19 protein-coding genes are annotated in these 21209 nt (G+C 57.3%); 4 read left to right on the forward strand and 15 right to left on the reverse strand.

Annotated elements, in window-relative coordinates:
* Positions 1 to 88: 88 nt before the first annotated feature.
* Entirely contained in the window at positions 89 to 499 is a 411-nt protein-coding gene (locus tag Q0816_RS04275) for a SufE family protein (RefSeq protein ID WP_298847994.1), read from the forward strand.
* A gap of 2 nt (positions 500 to 501) precedes the next feature.
* Here the strand turns inward: Q0816_RS04275 and Q0816_RS04280 are convergent, their stop codons facing one another.
* The 3 genes from Q0816_RS04280 to Q0816_RS04290 form a co-directional block, all read right to left on the reverse strand.
* Positions 502 to 1161 carry a DUF1638 domain-containing protein gene (locus tag Q0816_RS04280; RefSeq protein WP_298847996.1) on the reverse strand — a complete coding sequence of 220 codons (660 nt, stop codon included), beginning with the start codon at positions 1159 to 1161 and terminating at the stop codon, positions 502 to 504.
* A gap of 77 nt (positions 1162 to 1238) precedes the next feature.
* A complete protein-coding gene (locus tag Q0816_RS04285) occupies positions 1239 to 2276 on the reverse strand; it encodes a Hint domain-containing protein (RefSeq protein ID WP_298847998.1) in 1038 nt (345 codons plus the stop codon).
* A 144-nt stretch (positions 2277 to 2420) separates the two neighbouring features.
* Positions 2421 to 3119 carry a B12-binding domain-containing protein gene (locus Q0816_RS04290; protein ID WP_298847999.1) on the reverse strand — a complete coding sequence of 233 codons (699 nt, stop codon included), beginning with the start codon at positions 3117 to 3119 and terminating at the stop codon, positions 2421 to 2423.
* Between the two features lie 274 nt (positions 3120 to 3393).
* On the opposite strand from Q0816_RS04290, the gene Q0816_RS04295 reads away from it, so the two are divergent.
* Complete coding sequence (locus Q0816_RS04295; protein ID WP_298848165.1) at positions 3394 to 4461, forward strand: PA0069 family radical SAM protein; 1068 nt, start codon at positions 3394 to 3396, stop codon at positions 4459 to 4461.
* Between the two features lie 138 nt (positions 4462 to 4599).
* On the opposite strand, the gene gltA is transcribed toward Q0816_RS04295, so the two are convergent.
* Complete coding sequence (gene gltA / locus Q0816_RS04300) at positions 4600 to 5895, reverse strand: citrate synthase (protein WP_298848001.1); 1296 nt, start codon at positions 5893 to 5895, stop codon at positions 4600 to 4602.
* A gap of 121 nt (positions 5896 to 6016) precedes the next feature.
* Positions 6017 to 7417: a glutamate--tRNA ligase gene (gene gltX, locus Q0816_RS04305; protein ID WP_298848003.1), complete on the reverse strand. Its 1401-nt coding sequence runs from the start codon at positions 7415 to 7417 to the stop codon at positions 6017 to 6019.
* A gap of 78 nt (positions 7418 to 7495) precedes the next feature.
* On the opposite strand from gltX, the gene Q0816_RS04310 reads away from it, so the two are divergent.
* Complete coding sequence (locus Q0816_RS04310) at positions 7496 to 9544, forward strand: ComEC/Rec2 family competence protein (protein WP_298848005.1); 2049 nt, start codon at positions 7496 to 7498, stop codon at positions 9542 to 9544.
* On the opposite strand, the gene lexA is transcribed toward Q0816_RS04310, so the two are convergent.
* From lexA to Q0816_RS04340, 6 genes are all read right to left on the reverse strand, one after another.
* Complete coding sequence (lexA, locus tag Q0816_RS04315; RefSeq protein ID WP_298848007.1) at positions 9538 to 10236, reverse strand: transcriptional repressor LexA; 699 nt, start codon at positions 10234 to 10236, stop codon at positions 9538 to 9540. The two genes, Q0816_RS04310 and lexA, sit on opposite strands and share 7 nt — an antisense overlap.
* Positions 10237 to 10314: 78 nt before the next feature.
* Entirely contained in the window at positions 10315 to 11487 is a 1173-nt protein-coding gene (gene glp, locus Q0816_RS04320) for a gephyrin-like molybdotransferase Glp (protein WP_298848009.1), read from the reverse strand.
* The gene (gene moaC, locus Q0816_RS04325) at positions 11484 to 11957 is read right to left on the reverse strand and encodes a cyclic pyranopterin monophosphate synthase MoaC (RefSeq protein WP_298848011.1); all 474 of its coding nucleotides are present in this window, start codon (positions 11955 to 11957) and stop codon (positions 11484 to 11486) included. Before moaC ends, glp begins: the two co-directional genes overlap by 4 nt.
* Positions 11957 to 12769, reverse strand: coding sequence for an indole-3-glycerol phosphate synthase TrpC (gene trpC / locus Q0816_RS04330; protein WP_298848013.1), 813 nt, complete (start codon positions 12767 to 12769; stop codon positions 11957 to 11959). The genes moaC and trpC overlap by 1 nt, the downstream gene beginning before the upstream one ends.
* A complete protein-coding gene (trpD, locus tag Q0816_RS04335; protein WP_298848015.1) occupies positions 12766 to 13785 on the reverse strand; it encodes an anthranilate phosphoribosyltransferase in 1020 nt (339 codons plus the stop codon). Before trpD ends, trpC begins: the two co-directional genes overlap by 4 nt.
* Positions 13782 to 14363 (reverse strand): aminodeoxychorismate/anthranilate synthase component II, encoded by a 582-nt coding sequence (locus tag Q0816_RS04340; protein ID WP_298848017.1) that lies wholly within the window; start codon positions 14361 to 14363, stop codon positions 13782 to 13784. The genes trpD and Q0816_RS04340 overlap by 4 nt, the downstream gene beginning before the upstream one ends.
* 199 nt (positions 14364 to 14562) lie before the next feature.
* On the opposite strand from Q0816_RS04340, the gene Q0816_RS04345 reads away from it, so the two are divergent.
* Positions 14563 to 15996: a polysaccharide deacteylase family 2 protein gene (locus Q0816_RS04345; RefSeq protein WP_298848018.1), complete on the forward strand. Its 1434-nt coding sequence runs from the start codon at positions 14563 to 14565 to the stop codon at positions 15994 to 15996.
* 57 nt (positions 15997 to 16053) lie between these two features.
* On the opposite strand, the gene trpE is transcribed toward Q0816_RS04345, so the two are convergent.
* The 4 genes from trpE to gpt all read right to left on the reverse strand — a co-directional run bounded on the left by trpE (position 16054) and on the right by gpt (position 21205).
* A complete protein-coding gene (trpE, locus tag Q0816_RS04350) occupies positions 16054 to 17565 on the reverse strand; it encodes an anthranilate synthase component I (RefSeq protein ID WP_298848019.1) in 1512 nt (503 codons plus the stop codon).
* A gap of 11 nt (positions 17566 to 17576) precedes the next feature.
* The gene (locus Q0816_RS04355) at positions 17577 to 19418 is read right to left on the reverse strand and encodes a peptidyl-prolyl cis-trans isomerase (RefSeq protein ID WP_298848020.1); all 1842 of its coding nucleotides are present in this window, start codon (positions 19416 to 19418) and stop codon (positions 17577 to 17579) included.
* Positions 19419 to 19498: 80 nt separating this feature from the next.
* Entirely contained in the window at positions 19499 to 20674 is a 1176-nt protein-coding gene (locus Q0816_RS04360) for an aminotransferase (protein WP_298848021.1), read from the reverse strand.
* Positions 20675 to 20695: 21 nt separating this feature from the next.
* On the reverse strand, positions 20696 to 21205 hold the full coding sequence (gene gpt, locus Q0816_RS04365) for a xanthine phosphoribosyltransferase (RefSeq protein WP_298848022.1): 510 nt from the start codon (positions 21203 to 21205) through the stop codon (positions 20696 to 20698).
* Positions 21206 to 21209 lie beyond the last annotated feature (4 nt).

Below are 21209 nucleotides of genomic sequence, written 5' to 3' on the forward strand. Positions count from 1 at the left end.
CGCGTTGAAAAGCCACAGCGGGGGCTGGACAGTGGGTGGTCGTCGGCTTAGGTCACAATTGTGATTGCAACGGAAGGATCACCGCATCATGGCCACGCCTGCCTTTGAAGATATTGTCGAGGACTTCGAGTTTCTCGAGGATTGGGAAGACCGGTATCGTCATGTTATCGAGCAGGGCAAGGCGATGGAGCCTCTGGACGATGCGTTTAAGGTTCCGGCGACCAAGGTGCATGGCTGCGCCAGCCAGGTGTGGTTGCATCCGATGATTGAAGCAGGCGCCTTCAAATTTGACGGTGACAGCGATGCTCTGATCGTGCGCGGACTGATCGCAGTTCTTCGGTCTTTGTATAACGGGTTGCCGGTGAGCGAAGTTCCCAAAGTCGATGCCGGGGCTGAACTGGCCCGCCTTGGTCTGAACGATCACCTGTCTGCACAGCGTTCAAACGGTTTGAGGTCCATGATTGAACGTATCCGACTTGTTGCACAGGAAAACGCCTGACCTCAGGTTGGGCGGCTTGCCCAGTCTGACATAGTGGTCTCCAGATCACCATATCCGGTGAACCGACGTTCGAATTCCAATCCCATACGGTCTGCACACGCGCGCGCGCGTTCGGTCAGTTCCGGGCTGTCGATCTGAGCCTGATAGATCAGCTTGGTGTAGTTTCCGAAATACATGTCGCGAAGTTCTGGGTGGCGGTCCAATCCGAGTGGCTTCCAGACGAAAGCGTCGAATTGCCGGGCCAGAAAATCGGTCAGATAGAAGGCAGTTGTTTCGTCTTCTCCACGGTCCTGAAAGGCCTGGTTTCCTTCGAAGAATGAATAACAGTGGGGGCCTTTCACCATCTCGACCCCAAGCTTCTCGCAGGCGGCCTGCAGCAGACCTCCGGTCCCGCAATCGGCGTAAACAACGTAGATCTTGTCGAACTTGCTCTGGTGCTTGGCTACAGCGTCTTCCACGGCCTGAGTGATCCGTTCCGGGTGGACATGCAGGATCGCGGGCAAGCAGGTGAGCGCCATGTGATCCCAGCCATTGCGCGTTTTAAGGTCCAGAATTTCCCGCGCCAACGCTCCACAAGCGATCAGCAGGATGCTGCCATTATCCACACCGCTGTAGCCTTTAGTCGTCAGGCTTACATCGTCTGGCAGGGTTTCGTCTGACATGGTTCGGCATCCTCCGGGGCTGTTTACATAGGAGGATGAATGCAACCATTGAGCAAGCCTTGTTCCGACATCTCATGTCAGGCCGCCGACGCATATGTTTCGAATGCTGACAACAAGGGCCGGGCAAGCGGTCCGTAAGCGGAAGTGCTATTTTGCGACAGTTCTGGAAACAACAACAGGATCTCTTGCCGAGCGGCATTATCCAGGCTGTTCCAGATTTGGGCACCTGGGTGAAAGCTCTCGCTCAGACAACCTTCGGCCCAGAGCAACTCATGCTGGTCGAACAGCAAATGAATATAGGTTACCAACCCTCCGGGCTGCAGAACGATATCGCGCCAATGCACCAGATGCTTGGCAGGGGCCAGCGCCTCGGCGTGGCTGGTGTGGAGTTCAAGTCGCCAATCGCGAATTAGCATTCTATGCTGTTGGGACACCAGAAGATTGCGTGTGTTTCCCACAGCGCCAGCTTTGAAAAAGACCGGTGCATGCAGACCCGTTGCAGTGACTCGCCGTCGCCCGATCCAACGCAGGGTTTGCAGGCCATGGTCAAGGGTTTCGATTCTGTCGCCGGTGACCAAGGTATCAATCGGCCGATCGCCCTGCTCGGTCCGGATCAATGTACCGGACGTAAAGCAGGGGACCAGATCCCAATCCTCGCGACGGGCTGTCAGGCCGGAATATCTGTTTCCGGCAAGACTTTTGAACGTGACTGAGCGGATGGCGCCTGCTTCCAGCGCTGACTGGTCTGAATTGTCCGAGAACTCGGGCATCAGGTACGTGTTGCCGTTCACATCCTGTGCCACTACTGCCGTGATGTTGGCCGTTGATCCATCGAAATAGGTGACGGTGGCATTGTAAATCGAGGTGCCATCAAATGTCTGCGCCGGCCCATCGTCGATCGAAAACCGATCATTGGCAGACATGTTGTTCATGTCATAAACCGAACCCGGATTGCCGACCGCGCTCCATGTGGCGCTGTCGTGGGCCAGAGGATAGTCGGATCCACCAAAGGTCTGCCCCACAAGCGCCGAGGCGTTTTCGGCTGTGGTATTGCCCTCAGCGCGGTCGATATCGGCGAGATTGCCAAGCGAAATGACTGTAAACGATTGTGGCACGAAACCCCCGGGCGTTGGATGCCTCGTTCTTTTAACCGTGCCTTTCTTTAGAAATGGATAATCCGGGTCGTTTGATGACTTAACTCCAACAAAACGAAAAAGACCGCCCAAGATCGGACGGCCTTTCAAAAAGTTGCGAGGAGCTTAACTAGCCAGTTGGTTGTGCTTACGGCTCACAAAATCCTTGGCGGTTTCCACTGCAACAGCAGCATCGCGGCAATATGCATCTGCGCCGATGGCCTTGCCGAATTCTTCGTTCAGCGGAGCACCACCAACCAGTACGATGTAGTCGTCGCGCACGCCTTGTTCAACCAACGTGTCGATGACCACTTTCATGTAAGGCATCGTGGTTGTCAGCAGGGCGGACATACCCAGGATGTCGGGTTCCTCGGTTTCAAGCGCTTCCAGGTAGTTCTCGACCGGGTTGTTGATACCCAGATCAACAACTTCGAAACCGGCGCCTTCCATCATCATCGAAACAAGGTTCTTGCCGATGTCGTGGATGTCGCCTTTGACGGTGCCGATCACCATCTTGCCGACGCGCGGTGCGCCTGTTTCTGCCAGCAACGGCTTAAGGATGAACATGCCGCCCTTCATTGCGTTTGCCGCCAGCAGAACCTCGGGCACGAACAGGATGCCGTCGCGGAAATCATGGCCCACGATCGTCATGCCACCAACCAGAGCTTTGGTCAGGATGTCATAAGGCGTCCATCCGCGTTCCAGCAGGATATTGGTGCTTTCTTCGATCTCTTCCTTCAGGCCGTCATAAAGATCGTCGAACATCTGCTCGACCAGTTCGTCGTCGTTCAGTTCGGACAGGACGATGTCTTCTTCGTCGGACATGGAGTATTCCCTGTGCTGGGCGGGCCAACGGCCCGTGGTGGCATTTTTTCCGTTTTGGCCAAAACGTCGCAACATGACTGTGACGATTGCGACGTCGGTCGTTTCGGGACCGACCTATATGACAAAAAATGGCGTGGCTCGATAGAAAAGTCTGCAAGATTATCCTGCAATCTCTTCAAGTCGTCCAAATCCTGTGTTGTTTCGGGATGCCTTGCGCCAACCCAACGGTAGGTTTATGGTGCCAATAAGAACAAAAGAAGAACATGTGAGTGGGATGAACCTGGTGCAAACCATAAAAGCAAGAGGTGCGGCGACCAACGAAGCCGGGCGGTTCGAACGTTTTGTTACAGTCGCCGACGACGACGGATGGGAAACTGGGGAAGATCTGCCGCCCCTGCGCACCGAGACTCGGGAAGAGGTTGCGCGCAGCGCCATTACCTATAACCGATCACCTGATTTGCCCTTCGATCGTTCAATCAACCCTTACCGAGGGTGTGAGCATGGCTGCGTCTATTGTTTTGCGCGGCCCAGCCACGTTTATCTGGGGTTGTCCGCAGGGCTTGATTTCGAGACTCGATTGGTCGCACGGCCTAACATGAGCAGTGTATTGCGCAAGGAGTTGTCCTCCAAGTCCTACAAAGTGGCACCGCTTGCTCTCGGGACAAATACAGATCCTTATCAACCCATTGAGAAAAACCGCATGATTACAAGGTCGTGCCTGGAGGTTTTGCAAGAGTTCAACCACCCGGTCGCCATTGTTACCAAGGGCACTATGATCGAGCGGGATCTGGACATTCTGACAGACATGGCCAGTCGGGGGCTGGTGCGGGTCGGCATTTCGCTGACTACTCTGGATGCGGGCCTGTCCCGCCGGATGGAGCCACGGGCGCCGTCTCCGCTTCGTCGATTGCACATTATCCGGACGCTGACCGAGGCCGGTGTTCCGGTGCGTGTGATGACATCTCCTATCGTGCCGGGGCTGACAGATCATGAAATGGAAAGCCTGCTGGAAGCCGGGAAGGAGGCCGGTGCCGACGCCGCGAGATGGATCATGTTGCGCTTGCCGCGTGAGGTTTCGCAGCTTTGGCAAGGCTGGTTGGCACAGCATGAACCTGCAAGGATTGAGAAAGTCATGTCCAAACTGCGGGAAATGCACGGAGGACGGGATTACGATCCGCGTTGGGGGCATAGAATGCGAGGCGAGGGCGAGTATGCCGGGATCATCGCTCAAAGGTTTTCGAAAGCCTGCAAGCGTCTGGAGCTGCCGGCCAGATCCGACCCGTTGCGCTGCGATCTGTTTGCAGTTCCGCCGCAACCGGGGGATCAGATGAGCTTGTTTTAAAGACAGATAACCTGACCTGTCATTTGCTGCCTGGCCCATGAAAATACTGGTTCTTTGGAGATCACCAGATCAGCGCCCGACAAGAAAAAGGCCCCGGTTGAACCGGAGCCTTCTGAACGGATTGCTTATCCGCAAGGATCAGCGGTTTTCGATATCCACGTAATCACGCAGCGTCTCGCCCAGATAAAGCTGACGCGGGCGGCCAATCTTGTTCTGCGGATCGGCGATCATCTCTTTCCACTGGCTGACCCAGCCAACGGTGCGTGACAGGGCAAAGATCGGCGTGAACATTGAGGTTGGGAAGCCCATCGCTTCGAGAATGATGCCCGAATAGAAATCGACATTCGGGAACAGTTTCTTCTCGGCGAAATAGGGATCTTCCAGTGCCTCTTTCTCAAGCTCTTTGGCGACCTGCAGTTTCGGGTTGTTCTCAATGCCCAGCAGATCCAGAACCTCGTCCGCCGACTGCTTCATGACCTTGGCGCGCGGGTCGAAATTCTTGTAGACGCGGTGACCAAAGCCCATCAGGCGGAACGGATCATCTTTGTCCTTGGCCCGTGCGATATATTCGGGAATGCGATCAACAGTGCCGATCTCTTCCAGCATTTCCAGGCAGGCTTGGTTTGCTCCACCGTGGGCAGGGCCCCAGAGACAAGCAACACCTGCGGCGATACAGGCAAACGGGTTCGCACCTGAAGATGAGGCCAGACGTACGGTCGAGGTCGAAGCGTTCTGTTCGTGATCGGCGTGCAAGGTCAAAATCCGGTCCATCGCACGGCTGAGGATCGGGTTGACCTCATATTCTTCGGCAGGAACGCTGAAACACATGCGCAGGAAGTTCGACGCATAGTCCAGATCGTTGCGCGGATACACGAAAGGCTGACCCGTGTGGTACTTGTAGGCCCAAGCCGCGATGGTCGGCATCTTGGCGATCAGGCGGTGCGACGCGATTTCACGCTGCTGCGGGTCCGCGATATCGGTCGAATCGTGATAGAAGGCCGACATTGCACCGACAACACCGACCATGATGGCCATGGGATGCGCGTCACGGCGGAAGCCGCGATAGAAATACTGCATCTGCTCGTGCAGCATGGTGTGACGGGTGATCGTGGTTTCAAACTTCTCCAGATCCTTTGCCGCCGGCAACTCTCCGTACAGCAGCAGATAGCAGACTTCGAGGAAATGCGACTTCTCGGCTAATTGGTCGATCGGATAGCCGCGATGCAGCAGCTCGCCTTTTTCGCCGTCGATATAGGTGATGGTGCTGTCACAGCTTGCGGTCGACGTGAAACCGGGGTCGTATGTGAATACCCCGGCCTGGCCGTAGAGCTTGCGAATATCGATGACGTCCGGACCAGCGGTCGGGGAATGAACAGGCAACTCGAACTCTTTGCCGTGAACGGTTAGAGTGGCTGTTTTGTTGCTTTCAGTCATGGTTGTCCCTTCTTCATTCATGCGCACGCCAGAGAAACCTCGGGCGATACGGGCAACGACTGCGCGACAACGCGCAGTTCGGGTGTTAGCGGAGCAGCGTTACCCGTTTATGAAGCTTGGGTTATTTCGCTGCTTCAGAAAGCCTCGCCAGGGTTTCATCCCGCCCCAGCACAAGCATCATGTCAAATACCGAAGGTGTGACTGCCCGGCCCGCCAAGGCGGCCCGAAGCGGGCCAGCCAGCTTGCCGAACTTGAGTTCCTTTGACTCGGCAAAGGAATTCAGGGTCTCCTCCAGTTCGTTCCGGGTCCAGCTAGCATTTTGCAACTGCGGCGTCAATTCCGTCAGTATACCATCGGATACAGACGACAGCGCCTTGGATGCCTTTTCGTCGGGATCAATCGGACGGGTTGCCAGGGCAAAGTGAGCTTTTTCAAGTAGTTCTGGGAAAGTTCGGGCCCGATCCTTGAGGCAATACATCGCACGTTCCAAATCACCGGATTGTGTTTTCGTCAGGGGCGAAAGATCAGCAGCAGTCAGATATGCTCCGATTTCGTGCCGCAATGCAGCATCATCTGAGACGGCAATGTGCTGCCCACACAGGTTCTCAAGCTTTTTGAGATCGAACCGCGCGGGGCTTTTGCCAATGCCATCAAGATCGAACCACTCTTTTGCCTGAGTGTCTGTGAAGAATTCGTCGTCTCCATGGCTCCAACCCAGACGGGCAAGGTAATTGCGCATCCCGGCGGCGGGATAGCCCATAGCCTGATATTCCTGCGCGCCAAGCGCGCCGTGGCGTTTAGACAGTTTCTTGCCATCTGGCCCATGAATCAGTGGGATATGGGCCCAGACCGGAACGTCCCAGCCCATTGCTTCATAGATCATCATCTGACGGGCGGCGTTGTTGAGGTGATCGTCGCCGCGGATGACATGGGTAACGCCCATATCGTGATCATCAACAACCACTGCCAACATGTAGACGGGCGTCCCGTCCGAGCGCAGCAGGATCATGTCGTCCAGTTGATCGTTGCGAATGGACACATCGCCCTGAACCTGATCGCGGATAACTGTCGCTCCGTCCTGAGGTGCTTTTATGCGAATAGCATACGGCGCGTCCGGATGCGTAGATGGATCGGCGTCACGCCAGGGGCTGCGGAACAGGGTTGATTTCCCTTCGGCCCGGGCTTGTTCACGGAAAGCGGCAATTTCATCCTGAGTCGAGAAGCACTTGTATGCCTTTCCCTCGGCCAGCAATCGATGCGCGACCTCGGCGTGGCGGGCGGCCCCTTCAAACTGGCTGATCACCTCGCCATCGTGGTCCAGCCCCAGCCAGTCCATGCCCTGAAGGATTGTGGCAGTTGCCTCTGGGGTTGAACGTTCTCGGTCTGTGTCTTCGATACGCAGCAGGAATTTACCGCCACGTCCGCGCGCGTAAAGCCAATTGAACAACGCGGTGCGCGCGCCACCAATGTGTAGAAATCCGGTGGGTGAAGGGGCAAAACGAGTGACGACCTGGTCGGACATGGTGGGGATTAACCTTTTGGTAACCGTATCTGGCTTAGTTTGACGCCTGTCTAACGAGCCCGAAGGACGGGGGCAACCATGCGTGTTCTTGCACGGGTCGAGGCCGCGCTGCTGCACCAGACAGGGTACCTGTTTCCGTGGACGCCAGTCATGGTGGCGACGGGAATTGGACTTTATTTTGGTGTCAGGGTTGAACCCGATCGGTCGGTCTACGCAGGCTTGATTTGCCTGTGTTTGACCCTGATCGCCTTGCGCCGCTGGCTGCCAGCGGGAGCGGGAACGTTAGCCATCGGGGGGGCGCTGATCGCTGCGGGCTTCATTCTGGCAGGCGTTCGCGCCCACATGGTGGCAGAGCCGGTTCTGTCGTGGCGATACTATGGCCCTATCGAGGGGAGGGTCGTCGCCATTGATCGGTCTGCCTCGGATGCGTTGCGGTTAACGCTTGATCGGGTGCGCATAGGGGACGTACCTCAGGAGCGCAGGCCGCGACGCATCCGTCTTTCCATTCATGTTCAATCGGGGTTTATCGCTCCGGGGCAACGTATCATGACCACCGGACACCTTTCACCACCGCAAGGTCCGGTAGAACCCGGAGGCTTCGACTTTCGCCGTCATGCCTGGTTTCAAAGACTGGGCGCAGTGGGATATACCCGCGTTCCAGTCATGACCATTGCGCCAGCGTCAGAGGGCGCCGAAGGCGTTCGGATGACAACAATCCGCATGGCCATTTCGCGGCGCGTGAAAGAGCTGTTACCCGGCGAAATCGGTGGATTTGCGGCAGCTGTCACCACCGGAGATCGCAGTGGTATGGGGCAGGACACGCTGTCATCTCTGCGGGCCTCAAATCTGGCGCATCTGTTGGCAATTTCCGGTCTTCATATGGGGCTTCTGACTGGTTTCGTGTTCGTAGCTTGCCGCATGGGACTGACATTGTGCCCTCCTGTGGCGCTTCGGCTTCCTGTTCGAAAAGTGGCCGCTGTGTTCGCCCTATGTGCAGCAACCATCTACTTGATGCTCTCCGGGGGCAATGTCGCGACTGAACGCGCCTTTGTCATGGTCAGTGTCATGCTGGGTGCTGTGTTAATCGACCGCAGGGCTATTTCGTTGCGCGCAGTTGCTGTTGCCGCGTTGATCGTGTTGGTTCTTCGTCCAGAGTCGCTTTTGAGTCCCGGATTTCAAATGTCATTCGCTGCAACCACTGCGTTGGTCGCAGTCTTTGGCACGTTGCGAGAGCTGGGTCCATTGCCTGGCCCGAAATGGACTAAACCAGTCGTTGGCGTGGTGATGTCATCGGCGATTGCCGGTCTTGCAACTGCACCGATAGGCGCTGCACATTTTAACACGATGTCTCACTACGGGCTGTTGGCAAACCTGTTATCCGTGCCCGTCATGGGGCTTTTCGTTGTGCCATCAGCCGTGATTGCGGCGCTATTGGCCCCATTCGGGTTAGAAACAATTCCATTGACTGTAATGGGGTGGGCGTTGAACTGGATCCTGACGGTTTCCAATTGGGTGTCACATCTGGACGGTGCACAGAGTTTTGTGGTCAGCCCGCCTTGGTACGTCTTGCCCTTTGTCGCATTTGGTGGCTTGTGGATGGCCTTGTGGCAAGGGCGCAGGCGCTGGATCGGCGCTGGACCCGTTATTCTGGCGTTTCTGCTGTGGAACTCTGGGTATAGGCCGGATGTCTTGATCGCTGAGAGTGGCGGCCTGGTGGGCGTGATGACCGAACAGGGGCGGGCCCTCAGCAAAAGCAAGGGCAGCGGGTTTGTCGCCGGTGTCTGGCTGGAGAATGACGGGGACGGTGTCGACCAGATCGAGGCCGCACTCAGGTGGCCGGACAGCGACATCGTTCAGCGCTATCTTCTGAAGGACAATGAGATCATCCATATTACTGGAAAGAAAGCTGCGCGTGCATTTGATGAATGTCGGGACAACCAGATCATTATCTCGGCTGTTGCGCTGACCCTGAAAGGTTCGTGCGGGGTATTTGACCCGGATCGGCTTTACGAAACCGGAAGCCTATCAGTTTTGGATGGAAAACTGACGTCTAGCGCGGACCTGGCAGGTCATCGGCTTTGGTCCCCGAAACCTGCCGGGGACCGCCGTTCATCGCAGAATCAATAAGTCCGGATCAATCCGACAAGGCGGCCCTGAACCTTGACTTTTTCCTCGGGCAGGACGCGAGTTTCATAGGCCGGGTTCGCGGCTTCCAGCGCAATTGCATTGCCGCGACGGAAATATCGTTTCAACGTGGCTTCCTGATCCTCGACCAACGCAACAACGATATCACCGCTATCTGCAGTCGAGGTTTCACGGATGACGACTACATCACCGTCATTGATACCGGCGTCGATCATCGAGTCACCGCGTACTTCCAAGGCATAGTGTTGCCCCTGTCCCGAAACCATGGGTCCGGGGACGGCAACGTGATGCGAAACGTGGCTGATCGCCTCAATCGGAACACCGGCTGCGATCCGTCCCATGACCGGAAGTTCAAGCGCATCCACCGATACAGGCTCCAGATTCGCCGGGCGGCGGCCTTCCGGCTTGTCGCCTTCGATCACGCGGGGCGTGAAACCAGCCGTTGGTTCACCGCCAAGACTTTCGGGCAGTTTCACAATCTCGATGGCGCGAGCGCGATGCGCAAGGCGGCGGATAAAGCCGCGTTCTTCCAGTGCCGTGATCAACCTATGGATGCCAGACTTGGATCGAAGATCCAAAGCGGCCTTCATTTCGTCGAAACTGGGCGGAACACCGTCCGCCTGCACGCGTTTGTGGATGAATTCCAGCAAATCCAATTGCTTCTTGGTCAGCATCGCTCACACCTCGTCGCTCATGCGTTTTCTTTTGTTCTACGCATGTTCACGTTTTGTGTCAATGAATTTGAGAACATCTCAAATGGGCAGGTACTGAACCGTTTCCCCAATTTCACGCGCGGGATCATTTGGTGCACGGACCAAGAGCGCGTTGGCCTGCGCCAGAACGCTAAGGAGCGAGCTGTCCTGATCTGAGCAGGCCTCGATACCGGCATCAGTCAAAACCGCGCGCATGTAATGCTCGCGTGGACCGTTTTTTGGCAACGGAGCGCACAGTCGCGTAGTTCGGAAGGGCGGCAGCACGTGATCCAGCCCAAGCATCCGGCGCACCATCGGAGCCAAAAACAGATAGCCGCAAACCATTGCGCTGACAGGGTTGCCCGGAAGGCCCACCATTGCCGTGTCGCCTATACGCCCGGCCATCAGCGGTTTTCCGGGGCGCATTCGGATCTTGTAGAAAGACCGCTCCATTCCCAGACCCTGCGAAACATCCGATACGAGGTCGTAATCCCCAACAGACGCGCCGCCGATTGTCACAACAAGATCGACACCCTGCGCCAAACCAAAGGCGGTTTCGAGCGACGAAACAGTGTCTCGTGCGATCGGAAGCATGCGAACCGAAGCTCCAAGTCCTTCCAGTAATGCCTGCAAGCCGAATGTGTTTGAAGCAATGATCTGATCCTGGCCCGGCTGTTCTCCGGGCATGACGAGTTCATCGCCGGTCGAGATCAGTGCGATCACCGGTTTGCGTGAAACCGGGACACGAGGAATATTCATCGCGGCCATCAGGGCAATATCCTCGGCGCGGATCAATCGCGGAGACGCTATGGACGTCCCAGCTGTGAAATCAACGCCTGCCGGGCGGATGTTGTTTTTGGAACCGGGCGTGTCCGTGATTGTCAGAAGATCACCACGACGGGTTGTATCTTCTTGGATTACAACGAAATCTGCGCCCTCTGGCACGGGCGCTCCGGTAAAGATACGAACGGCCTGACCGGGTCCTGCCGTGCCTTCATAACGACGTCCAGCGGCAGATTCGCCCACCACTTTGAACATGGCATGCAGTTCGACTTCGTCGGAATTAACAGCATATCCATCCATCGAAGACGCTGCAAAGGGAGGCTGGTCCCGCGTTGCAGCGACATCCTGCGACAGAACACGTCCTGCGGACTGAGCCAGAGGAACCTCTTCCGTAGGTAAGGGCCCAACAAGATTGAACAGCAGGGCTCGCGCCTCTTCGACAGTAATCATGTCGCCTCGTAACGCCCTGATTTTCCGCCGTCTTTGAGAAGAACGCGAATGCCGCCAATCTCCATCGCCTTATCGACAGCCTTGGTCATGTCGTAAACGGTCAAGGCAGCGGTTGAGACTGCGGTCAGGGCCTCCATCTCGACCCCGGTTTGGCCTGATGTCTTGACCGTGGCTTCGATCTGAACACCCGGCAGAAGCGGGTCAAGCGTCAGTTCGACGGCAACCTTTGTGACCGGCAAAGGGTGACACAGCGGGATGAGGTCTGGCGTTTTTTTTGCCCCCATGATGCCTGCCAAACGGGCAATACCCAGAACATCACCCTTTTTGGCGCGACCTTCTGAAATGATTTCAAAGGTTTCCGTGGCCATCCTGATGTGTCCAGCGGCAACGGCGACGCGGTCGGTCACGTCCTTGTCCGAGACATCGACCATATGCGCCTGTCCCTGAGCATCGAAATGGGTCAGCGGCATCACATTACTCCGGGGATCAGCGGGTTGGACAGGATGTGACGCGTGGCCGCTTCGACATCGTCCTGACACATCAGGCTTTCACCGATCAAAAAGCAACGAGCCCCATAGCGCGCAATGTCCCTTAGATCGTCAGGCGTGCTCAGCCCGCTTTCGCACACGATGGTGCGGTCTGCAGGCACCAATTTGGACAGGCGGCGCGTCGTGTCGAGCGTGGTCTCGAATGTCTTGAGATTGCGGTTGTTGATACCGATCAACGGGCTTTTCAATTGCGCTGCGCGCTCAAGCTCCGCTTCGTCATGAACTTCGATCAGAACATCCATGTCCCATTCGAAAGCGGTTTGTTCCAGTTCGGCAGCCTGATCGTCGCTTACTGATGCCATGATGATCAGAATGCAGTCCGCACCCAAGGCGCGTGCCTCAATCACCTGATAGGGGTCATACATGAAATCCTTGCGCAAAGCGGGCAGGGATGTCGCGTCGCGCGCCTGTGTCAGATATTCTTTCGCGCCCTGAAAGCTGGGGGTGTCGGTCAACACGGACAAACACGCTGCGCCTCCGTCCTCATAAGCTTTGGCAAGTACAGGCGGATCGAAGTCTGGCCGGATCAGCCCCTTGGACGGGCTAGCTTTTTTGACCTCGGCGATCAGGCCATACCCTTGCCGCGAGGTGTGTTGAAGCGCGTCCGCAAAGCCGCGTGTTTCCGTTGCAGACCGGGCTTCGCTTTCCAGTGTGGCCAGGGATTTCTGCGCCTTGTCTGCCGCGACCTCTTCCAGTTTATAGGATTTGATTTTGTCCAGAACGGTTTCGGTCATGCGGCTTCCTGTGTCTTGGCGGCCAAGGCCGTGATTTTGTTTTTGGCACTGCCGCTGTCGATGCTCTCAGCAGCCATGGCTGCACCTTCGCGCAGATTGCTTGCGGCTTCGGCAACGACCAGTGCGGCAGCCGAATTCAACATCACGGCATCGCGATAGGCTGATGGGGCACCATCCAGTAAAGCACGAAACGCAATGGCGTTTTCTTCTGGCGTACCACCGATGATGTCCTCGAACGGATGCACGGGCAGACCTGCGTCTTCCGGGTGCAGCTCGACCTCTTTCACCAAGTCGTCTTCCAGGGCGGCGACCCAACTTATGCCTGTGATCGTCAGTTCATCCGTCCCGTCCGAGCCGTGCACCAGCCAGGCGCGGTCTGAGCCCAGCAGACCAAGCGTTTCGGCCATCGGGCGGATCAGGTCGCGACTGAAGGCGCCGGTCAATTGCCGTTTGACTCCAGCGGGGTTGGTCAAAGGGCCAAGAATGTTGAAGATCGTGCGCGTGCCCAGCTCCTGTCGCGACGGCATCACATGCGCGATGGCGGGGTGATGCATCGGGGCCATCATGAAGCCAATACCGACGTCTTTCAAAGCATTTTCAACAACTTGTGGACCAACCATGACGTTGATGCCCATCTGCCCCAAAGCATCTGCGGCGCCGGATTTGGAACTCAGGTTGCGATTGCCGTGTTTGGCAACCGTCACGCCGGCACCAGCCACGACAAAGGCAGTCGCGGTCGAGATATTCAAGGTACCTTTGCCATCTCCGCCCGTGCCCACAATATCCATCGCGCCTTCAGGTGCGTTTACGGCGTTGCATTTCGAGCGCATCACAGCCGCTGCTGCGGCGAATTCATCGACCGTCTCGCCACGGGTCCGCATGGCCATGAGCAATCCGCCGATCTGGCTGGGCGTCGCTTCGCCGTCGAACAGGATTCCAAATGCCCGTTCGGCTTCATCACGAGTCAATGGGCGATCGGCAGCGGCTCCGATCAGCGGTTTAAGCGCGTCGCTCATGCGGGGACTTTCAGTTCTTGCAGGAAGTTCTTGAGCAAGGCGTGACCATGCTCGGATGCGATGGACTCAGGGTGGAACTGCACGCCATGGATGGGCAGTTCCTTGTGTTGCAGGCCCATGATAGTGCCGTCTTCCAACTCGGCCGTGATCTCGAGGCAGTCGGGCAGGGTTTCACGATCCACGATCAGCGAATGGTACCGTGTTGCCTCAAACGGCGAGGGCAGCCCTGCAAACAGGCCCTTGCCGGTGTGGTTCATGGTGCTCATCTTACCGTGCACAATCTCATGGCAGCGCACCACTTTTCCGCCAAAGACCTGCCCAATGGTCTGGTGACCAAGGCAAACCCCCAAAAGCGGTGTTTTGGTTTCAGCGGCAGCTTCGGTCAGCGCAAGGCAAATCCCTGCCTGATCCGGGTCGCAGGGGCCAGGGCTTAGCAGGATGCCGGCGGGGTTCATGGCCATCGCTTCTTGTACATCCAGTGCATCATTTCGGCGAATGACCATTTCGGCACCAAGTTCGCCTAAATAATGTACCAAATTGTAGGTAAACGAGTCGTAGTTGTCGATCAGCAGCAGCATATGGGCACTTATCTTCGCTTGGGCATTTCAGGCTGGCGATGCAGCCCCGGGCCACGGTATAATGTCCGCACATACATGCTCAGGCTTGAGCGGCAGCGTCAAGAGGACATACCGTTTCTGACGCGTCCAATTGGCCGAGCGTCACATCAGATGGCGCAGAGCTGGACGAGGCAGAGAAAAGTGGCGAAAGGCAGGAAATATGGGCGGATTTTTCGGGGGAATGGTCGCTGGGGCGATCGTTGTTTTGATCTTGGGCACGGTCGTGTCGCTCAAGACGCCGATGGTCAATACACCAGTTGTCTCAACCGAAGCACCGGCACCGTCGATTTCTGAAACGCCAGAGGCTCCGGTTGAGGTGGCCGAGGCCGGTTCTGATGCTGATCTGGTGGAATTGGCCCCGCGTGCGCCGGAAGCCGCCGATGACGCCAGCGAGAATCTGGCCGATCTGTCGGGGCTCGAATCGTCGTCCGATTCTCAGCCTGTTGTCGGCGAGGCGTCTGAAGCTTTGGACCAGCCTGCGTCAGCGGTCGCAAATGAAGTGTCCGTTGTGACCGAAGCACCGGCTGCCCCGCCAGAACCGAGCCAGGCGCCAGCGGTTCAGCATGATGACGTGCTGCCGGCTGTAAATGACGAAACTCCGGCTCCACCAGCAGAGCCTGAGAACACAGAGGTCGCCATCCTCCTGCCTGATCCGGAGCCTTTGCCACAGGCCGAGCCTGAACAGGTTCCGCAGACGGCAGGTTCCGAAGAAGAGAACCCCTTTGAAAACAGCCCGATTGCGGTCGAAGGGGATGAAGACACCCTGCCACGCGAACTGCCGCGCATCGCTGCACTGCCCCAGATCGGAGGCGAGCAGAAAGCAGGTGGCAGCTCGGTTATCGGAAAACGGGTCGTGCCACTGACGGAACGTGACGAAGAGCCCGTCGTGGAACAAGCGTCCACAGAACAGCCGAAGTCGGGTAATCCGATCGAGCGTTTTGCAGCCAAGTTTGACAACCCCGAGGCCAAGCCTTTGATGTCGATCATTCTGATCGATGACGAGGGCGCATTCGGGTCCGAGGCGCTGCAGGACTTTCCGTATCCGATCAGCTTTGCCGTGAACCCGTCTGATCCTGACGCGGCGGAAAAGATGGCCCGGCATCGCGAGGCAGGTTTTGAGGTTCTGGCCCTGGCGGATCTGCCCGAAGCCGCAAGCGCACAGGATGCCGAAGTTTCGCTGTCGGTATGGCTGGATACCCTGCCCGAGACGGTGGGTATTCTGGAAGGTGTAAACAGTGGAATTCAGGGCAACCGTAGACTGGCTGATCAGGTCGCTGCGATTGCTGCGGGAACAGGTCGGGGGCTGATCACGCAAGACAATGGGCTGAACACGGTCCAGAAACTGGCGGCTCGCAACGGTATTCCGTCCAGTGTCGTTTTCCGTGATATTGACGGCGCACGGCAGGACCCGAAAATCATGCGTCGGTTCCTGGATCAGGCGGCGTTTCGTGCGGGTCAGGAAGGAACTGTGGTTATGCTGGGGCGCGTACGTCCCGAGACGATTTCAGCCCTGTTGCTGTGGGGGCTCGAAGATCGAGGCAACCGCGTGGCGATGGCTCCGATTTCAGCAGTCATGATGAAGCAGGTGCGGTGACTTGCGCTGATAGGCAATAAAAAAGGGCGGCGATCATTTGATCGGCCGCCCTTGTCATTACCCGTTTCCGTTTCCGGTGAACCGCGCGGCATCCGCCGCTGCGCGTCTTATGGCGTTGGATTTGTGGACCGTCTCCATGAACTCGGCCTCGGGATTGCTGTCGTACACGACGCCACCACCGGCTTGGATATAAAGCTTCTGGTCCTTTACGATAGCTGTACGCAGCGCAATGCACATGTCCATGTCGCCACCGGCGCTGAAATAGCCCACGCCGCCGCCGTAAACGCCGCGCTTTTCTGGCTCCAACTCGTCGATGATCTCCATCGCGCGCACTTTGGGTGCGCCCGAGACAGTGCCTGCAGGCATTCCGGCAAAGAAAGCATCCAGCGCGTCTTTGTCTTCGGCCAGTTCGCCGACCACGTTCGACACGATATGCATAACGTGGCTGTAGCGTTCGATGATGAACTCTTCGGTCGGACGCACAGTGCCGATCTTCGCGACGCGTCCGGTATCGTTGCGACCCAGATCCAACAACATCAGATGTTCGGCCAGCTCTTTCTTGTCGGCCAGCAGATCAAGTTCATTCGCCTTGTCTTCTTCGGGCGTCGCGCCTCGTGGACGGGTGCCGGCGATGGGGCGAATGGTGACTTCACTGCCAAACACACGCACAAGAATTTCCGGGCTTGCGCCCACAACCTGAAAGCCGCCGAAATTGAAATAGAACATGAACGGCGATGGGTTGGTGCGTCGCAGCGAACGATAGAGTGCGAAGGGCGGCAGCGGAAAGTCCTGCGTCCAGCGCTGCGCTGGCACGACCTGAAATATGTCACCCGCGCGGATGTATTCCTTGGCCTTTTCAACCGCTTCCATATAGCCGGATTTGGTGAAATTCGACATCGGTGGCGCAACCTCGCGCGCATCGCCCAGATCGCGTGTTTCGGCGGGCATGGCACGTTCCAGATCACGGACTGCATCCATCACACGCTCGGCCGCCTGTGCATAAGCAGCCTTGGCCGATTGACCGTCGCTGGCCCAGGCAGGTGAAACCACGGTCACTTCGCCTTTGACACCGTCCAGAACCGCGATGACCGAGGGGCGCAACATGATTGCGTCAGGCAGGCCCAAAGGATCGGGGTTTACATCCGGCAAATACTCTACCAGCCGGACCATGTCATAGCCCAGATACCCAAACAGCCCGGCTGCGGCCTGCGGCAGGTCATCAGGCAGTTCGATACGGCTTTCGGCAAGAAGGGCGCGCAGGTTGTCCATCGGATTGCCGTCTTGTGGCGAGAACGCCTCGGCGTCGAAACGGGCCGAGCGGTTCAACTCGGATGTTTCTCCGCGGCATCGCCAGACCAGATCAGGTTTCATGCCGATGATCGAATAGCGACCGCGCACCTCTCCGCCGGTCACGGATTCCAGCATGAACGCGTCTTTCTGTGCGCCCGTCAGCTTGAGCATCAGTGAAACAGGCGTGTCCAGATCGGCGGCCAGACGTGTGTAAACCACTTGATTTTCACCCGCTTCATAGGCGCGCGCGAAACAATCGAATTCGGGTGTCAGGGCCATATCGGTCTCGTTTAATAGCTCGCCTGTACGGCATTCAGCGCCTGCTGATCCACCACAGGGCGAGCTCGGGTCTGAGCGTCACGCACATAAGCGTCGAAAATGTTCTGTGCCAGAGCCTGATCCATCTGCGTGCCCAAGGCATCGCGCAACTGGCGCAGCTCATCCGTGTCTGCAGGCGGCAGGATTTCGTCCAGACGTACAATCTGAGCCGCTCCATTGCCGCCAATGACGCGCAACTCGCCGGGTTCCATCTCGAACACTTCGTTCATGAAATTGGTAGGAACGTCATCCAGAAACGCCGTACGTGTCAGGGCGTTTTCAACGCGGAAGGGCAATTCGGTCGCGGCAAAATCGCCGTCCGTGGCCAGTTGGCTCAGTGCGGTATTCGCCTGATCTTGCAGGGCCTTGTTGGTCTCGGTTTGTTGCCAGGCTGCGGCGACCCGGTCGCGCGCACTTTCCAAAGGCTCCGGGCGGCGCGGCAGAACCTCGTTGAGGCGCAGAGCAAAGATGGACCCGTCCTCGAGGAATGCGATTTCCGGGAAATCTCCGTCCTGCACGGCTTCGGCGGTCACGCGGAATCCATCATATGCTGCGACGCTTTCGGCGCTGTCACGGGTCCAGTCGATCTGGCCCAGTTCCATTTCGGTTTCGTTCGCCAGCTCTTCCAACGTAGCACCACCGGCCAGCATATCGTTGAAATCTTCGGATTGCGCTTCGATCAGGCGGCGGGCGCGTTCTGTTGCCAATTCTTCCCGTAGCGCAGGTTCGGCATCTTCAAAGGGAACGTTGTTTGCGGCCAGCGATCCGTTGACGCGGAACAGTGCCGGACCAAACACGGACGGCAAGGGGCCTACAACGGCATCGAGCTCCGCTGCGAATACAGCGTCAGCCGCTTCGCCCAGATCCTCACGTGTTACGTCGCCCAGATCAATGTCATTGAGTTCCAGATCGCGATCACGAACCAGCTGTTCAAACGTTGTGCCGCCGACTTCAAGCTGCGCCAATGCGTCATTGGCGGCCTGCTCGTCTGGAAAGTTCAGTCGTTCCACCAAACGGCGTTCGGGCTGATTGTATTCAGCAGACCGTTCTTCATATAGGCGACGCAGGGCGTCTTCGTCGATTTCGACGGTGTCGACCAACATCGAGGGCGACAGAATCACATAAGTCAGTTGTTTGGTGCGGGGCAGGGTGAACTGATCGCCGTTTTCATCATAGTAGGTCTGGATCTGCGCGTCTGTCGGTTCGGCGACCGGCATTTCCAGCGCATCAGTTCCAACGGTCGCGACCGTAAAGCTGCGTCGCGCACCGATATAGTCGATCATTGTATCTATCATAGTTGCGGGCATTTCTACGCCGCCCATGATTGCACCTTGTACGATCGTGCGTGCGGATTCCTTGCGCAGGTCCGATTCGAACTCGGAATCCGTCATGCCGACCTGTTCCAGCTGAAAGCGATAGGATTCGCGATCAAAGCTGCCGTTAACACCCTGAAAGGCAGGTATTGCGATAATTTCCTGCTGAAGATTCTCGTCGCCGATGGAAATCCCGAGTTGACCGACCTCATTGTCCAGAGCTGCCATAGCCGTCAGACGGGCAAGCGCGTTTCGGTCCAGGCCCAGATCTCGCGCTTGCGAAATTTGCAGCGTTTGACCGGATTGTGCCTCAACCGCGCGGATCTCACGCTGCAATTCGCGTACGTAATCTTCGACCGAGATGCTTTCATTTCCCACTTGCGCAACCGTGCGGATTGTCCCGCTAAGGTTGACCGCGCCGAAGCCCGCAAGACCCAGCATCAGCAGGCCCATCAGAATCCAGACAAAGGTTTTCGAAAGACTTTTAGCGCCTGCGGCCATGGTGCCCTCTTGTTTTTACGGCAGCGTTCTGCCCTGTCGGTTGCGGCCCTGAATACGACGCACACCGCCGGGGGGCAAGCTTAGAAGGATAGGCCCCGCAACCGGTCGAACAATTGGCCCAACCCGGCCCGGTCAAGATTGGCAAAAGCAACGCGCACCTGGCGTTTTCCAGCCGGATCATGATCGGGCATGAACATGGTGCCGGGTAACAGCAAAACACCAGCTTCGCTTACCAGAAGACGGGCAAGCTCATCCGAGGGCATGTCAAATGGATGTTCGAGATAGGCAAAATACGCCCCAAGCCCCAATAGACGCCATCCTTTGGCTTCAAGCAAAGGCATTCCATCTGCAATGGCAGCGCGGCGGTCCAGAATCTCGTCGCGCTCACCGGCCAGCCATTGCGACAGGTTCTGCATACCCCACAATGCTGCGAACTGGCCGATCTGGCCCGGGCAAATGGCGACCGTGTCGAGGAATTTTTCCACCTCGGCCAACAGTGTCTGGCTTGTTGCCATGGCGCCAACCCTGTGACCCGTCAGACGATACGCCTTGGAAAAGGAGTAAAGGTGGACAAGTGTTTCGTCCCACTGCGGTTGCTGAAACAGATCATGCGGGGGGCCACTGCGACTGTCGAAATCGCGGTATGTTTCATCGACGATCAGGCGAATCCCGGTTTCACGTGCCAAGTCATAGAAAGCACGGACAAGTTCAGCAGGGTACTCGACACCGCCCGGATTATTGGGTGTGACCAGAGCAATGGCACGCGTCTTGTCTGTTATCAAACCACGTGCACGCTCCGGATCGGGCAGCAGGTCGTCTCCTGTCGGCAGGTCCACAGCGTCTACACCCGCCATATCCAACCACATTTTGTGGTTGAAATACCAGGGGGTTGGCAGGATGACCTCATCTGCTTCGCCGGTGATCGCCGATATCACAGCCGAAAATGCCTGATTGCAGCCCGAGGTTATGGCGATCTGAGGTGCTTCAACCTGTGCGGCGTAGTGCGTGTTGATCTGCGCTGCCAATTCGGCGCGTAGATAGTCATTCCCCAACACGGGGCCATAAAGGTGTGCACTGTCTTCGCGCACGGCAAACTCGGCCATAGCCTCTCGCAAGGCCAGCGGTGGGGGATCAACCGGGGCCGCCTGGCTCACGTTGATCAACGGACGTTCTGGTGGGAATGTCACGCCCTCGACCCATCGGCGCGCCTCCATCACCGGAGGAGCGAATGTTGCGGCGGTACGGCTGAGCGTCATGTGCTGTCTACTATTCCGGAATCAATCGGTGCCGCGATAGGGCTCGACATACTGAAGAGCCATATCCCACGGGAAGAAGATCCATGTGTCCTGACTGACTTCGGTGATGAACGTGTTCACCATCGGACGTCCCTTGGGTTTTGCGTAGACCGTCGCGAAATGTGCGTTCGGATACATGTCCCGAACCAGCTCCAGCGTTTTACCGCTGTCCACCAGATCATCAACAACAAGAATACCGGTTCCGTCCCCCATCAGATCGGCGTCAGGGGCCTTGAGTACTTCGGCTTCGCCTTGTTCCTGGTGATGGTAGGATCGCACGCTGATCGTATCGACGGTACGAATATCCAACTCGCGGCTGACAATCATTGCAGGGGCCATTCCCCCGCGGGTGATCGCCACAACGGCGCGCCAGTTGCCTTCATCGGGGCCTTGCCCGTCCAGGCGCCAGGCCAGTGCACGCGAGTCGCGATGGATCTGGTCCCAGCTGATGTGAAAGCCTTTTTCGTGGGGCAGGCGGTCCTTGGCGCTCATATTC

Source organism: uncultured Ruegeria sp. (genome assembly GCF_947497005.1).
In the GTDB taxonomy this organism is placed as follows: domain Bacteria; phylum Pseudomonadota; class Alphaproteobacteria; order Rhodobacterales; family Rhodobacteraceae; genus Ruegeria.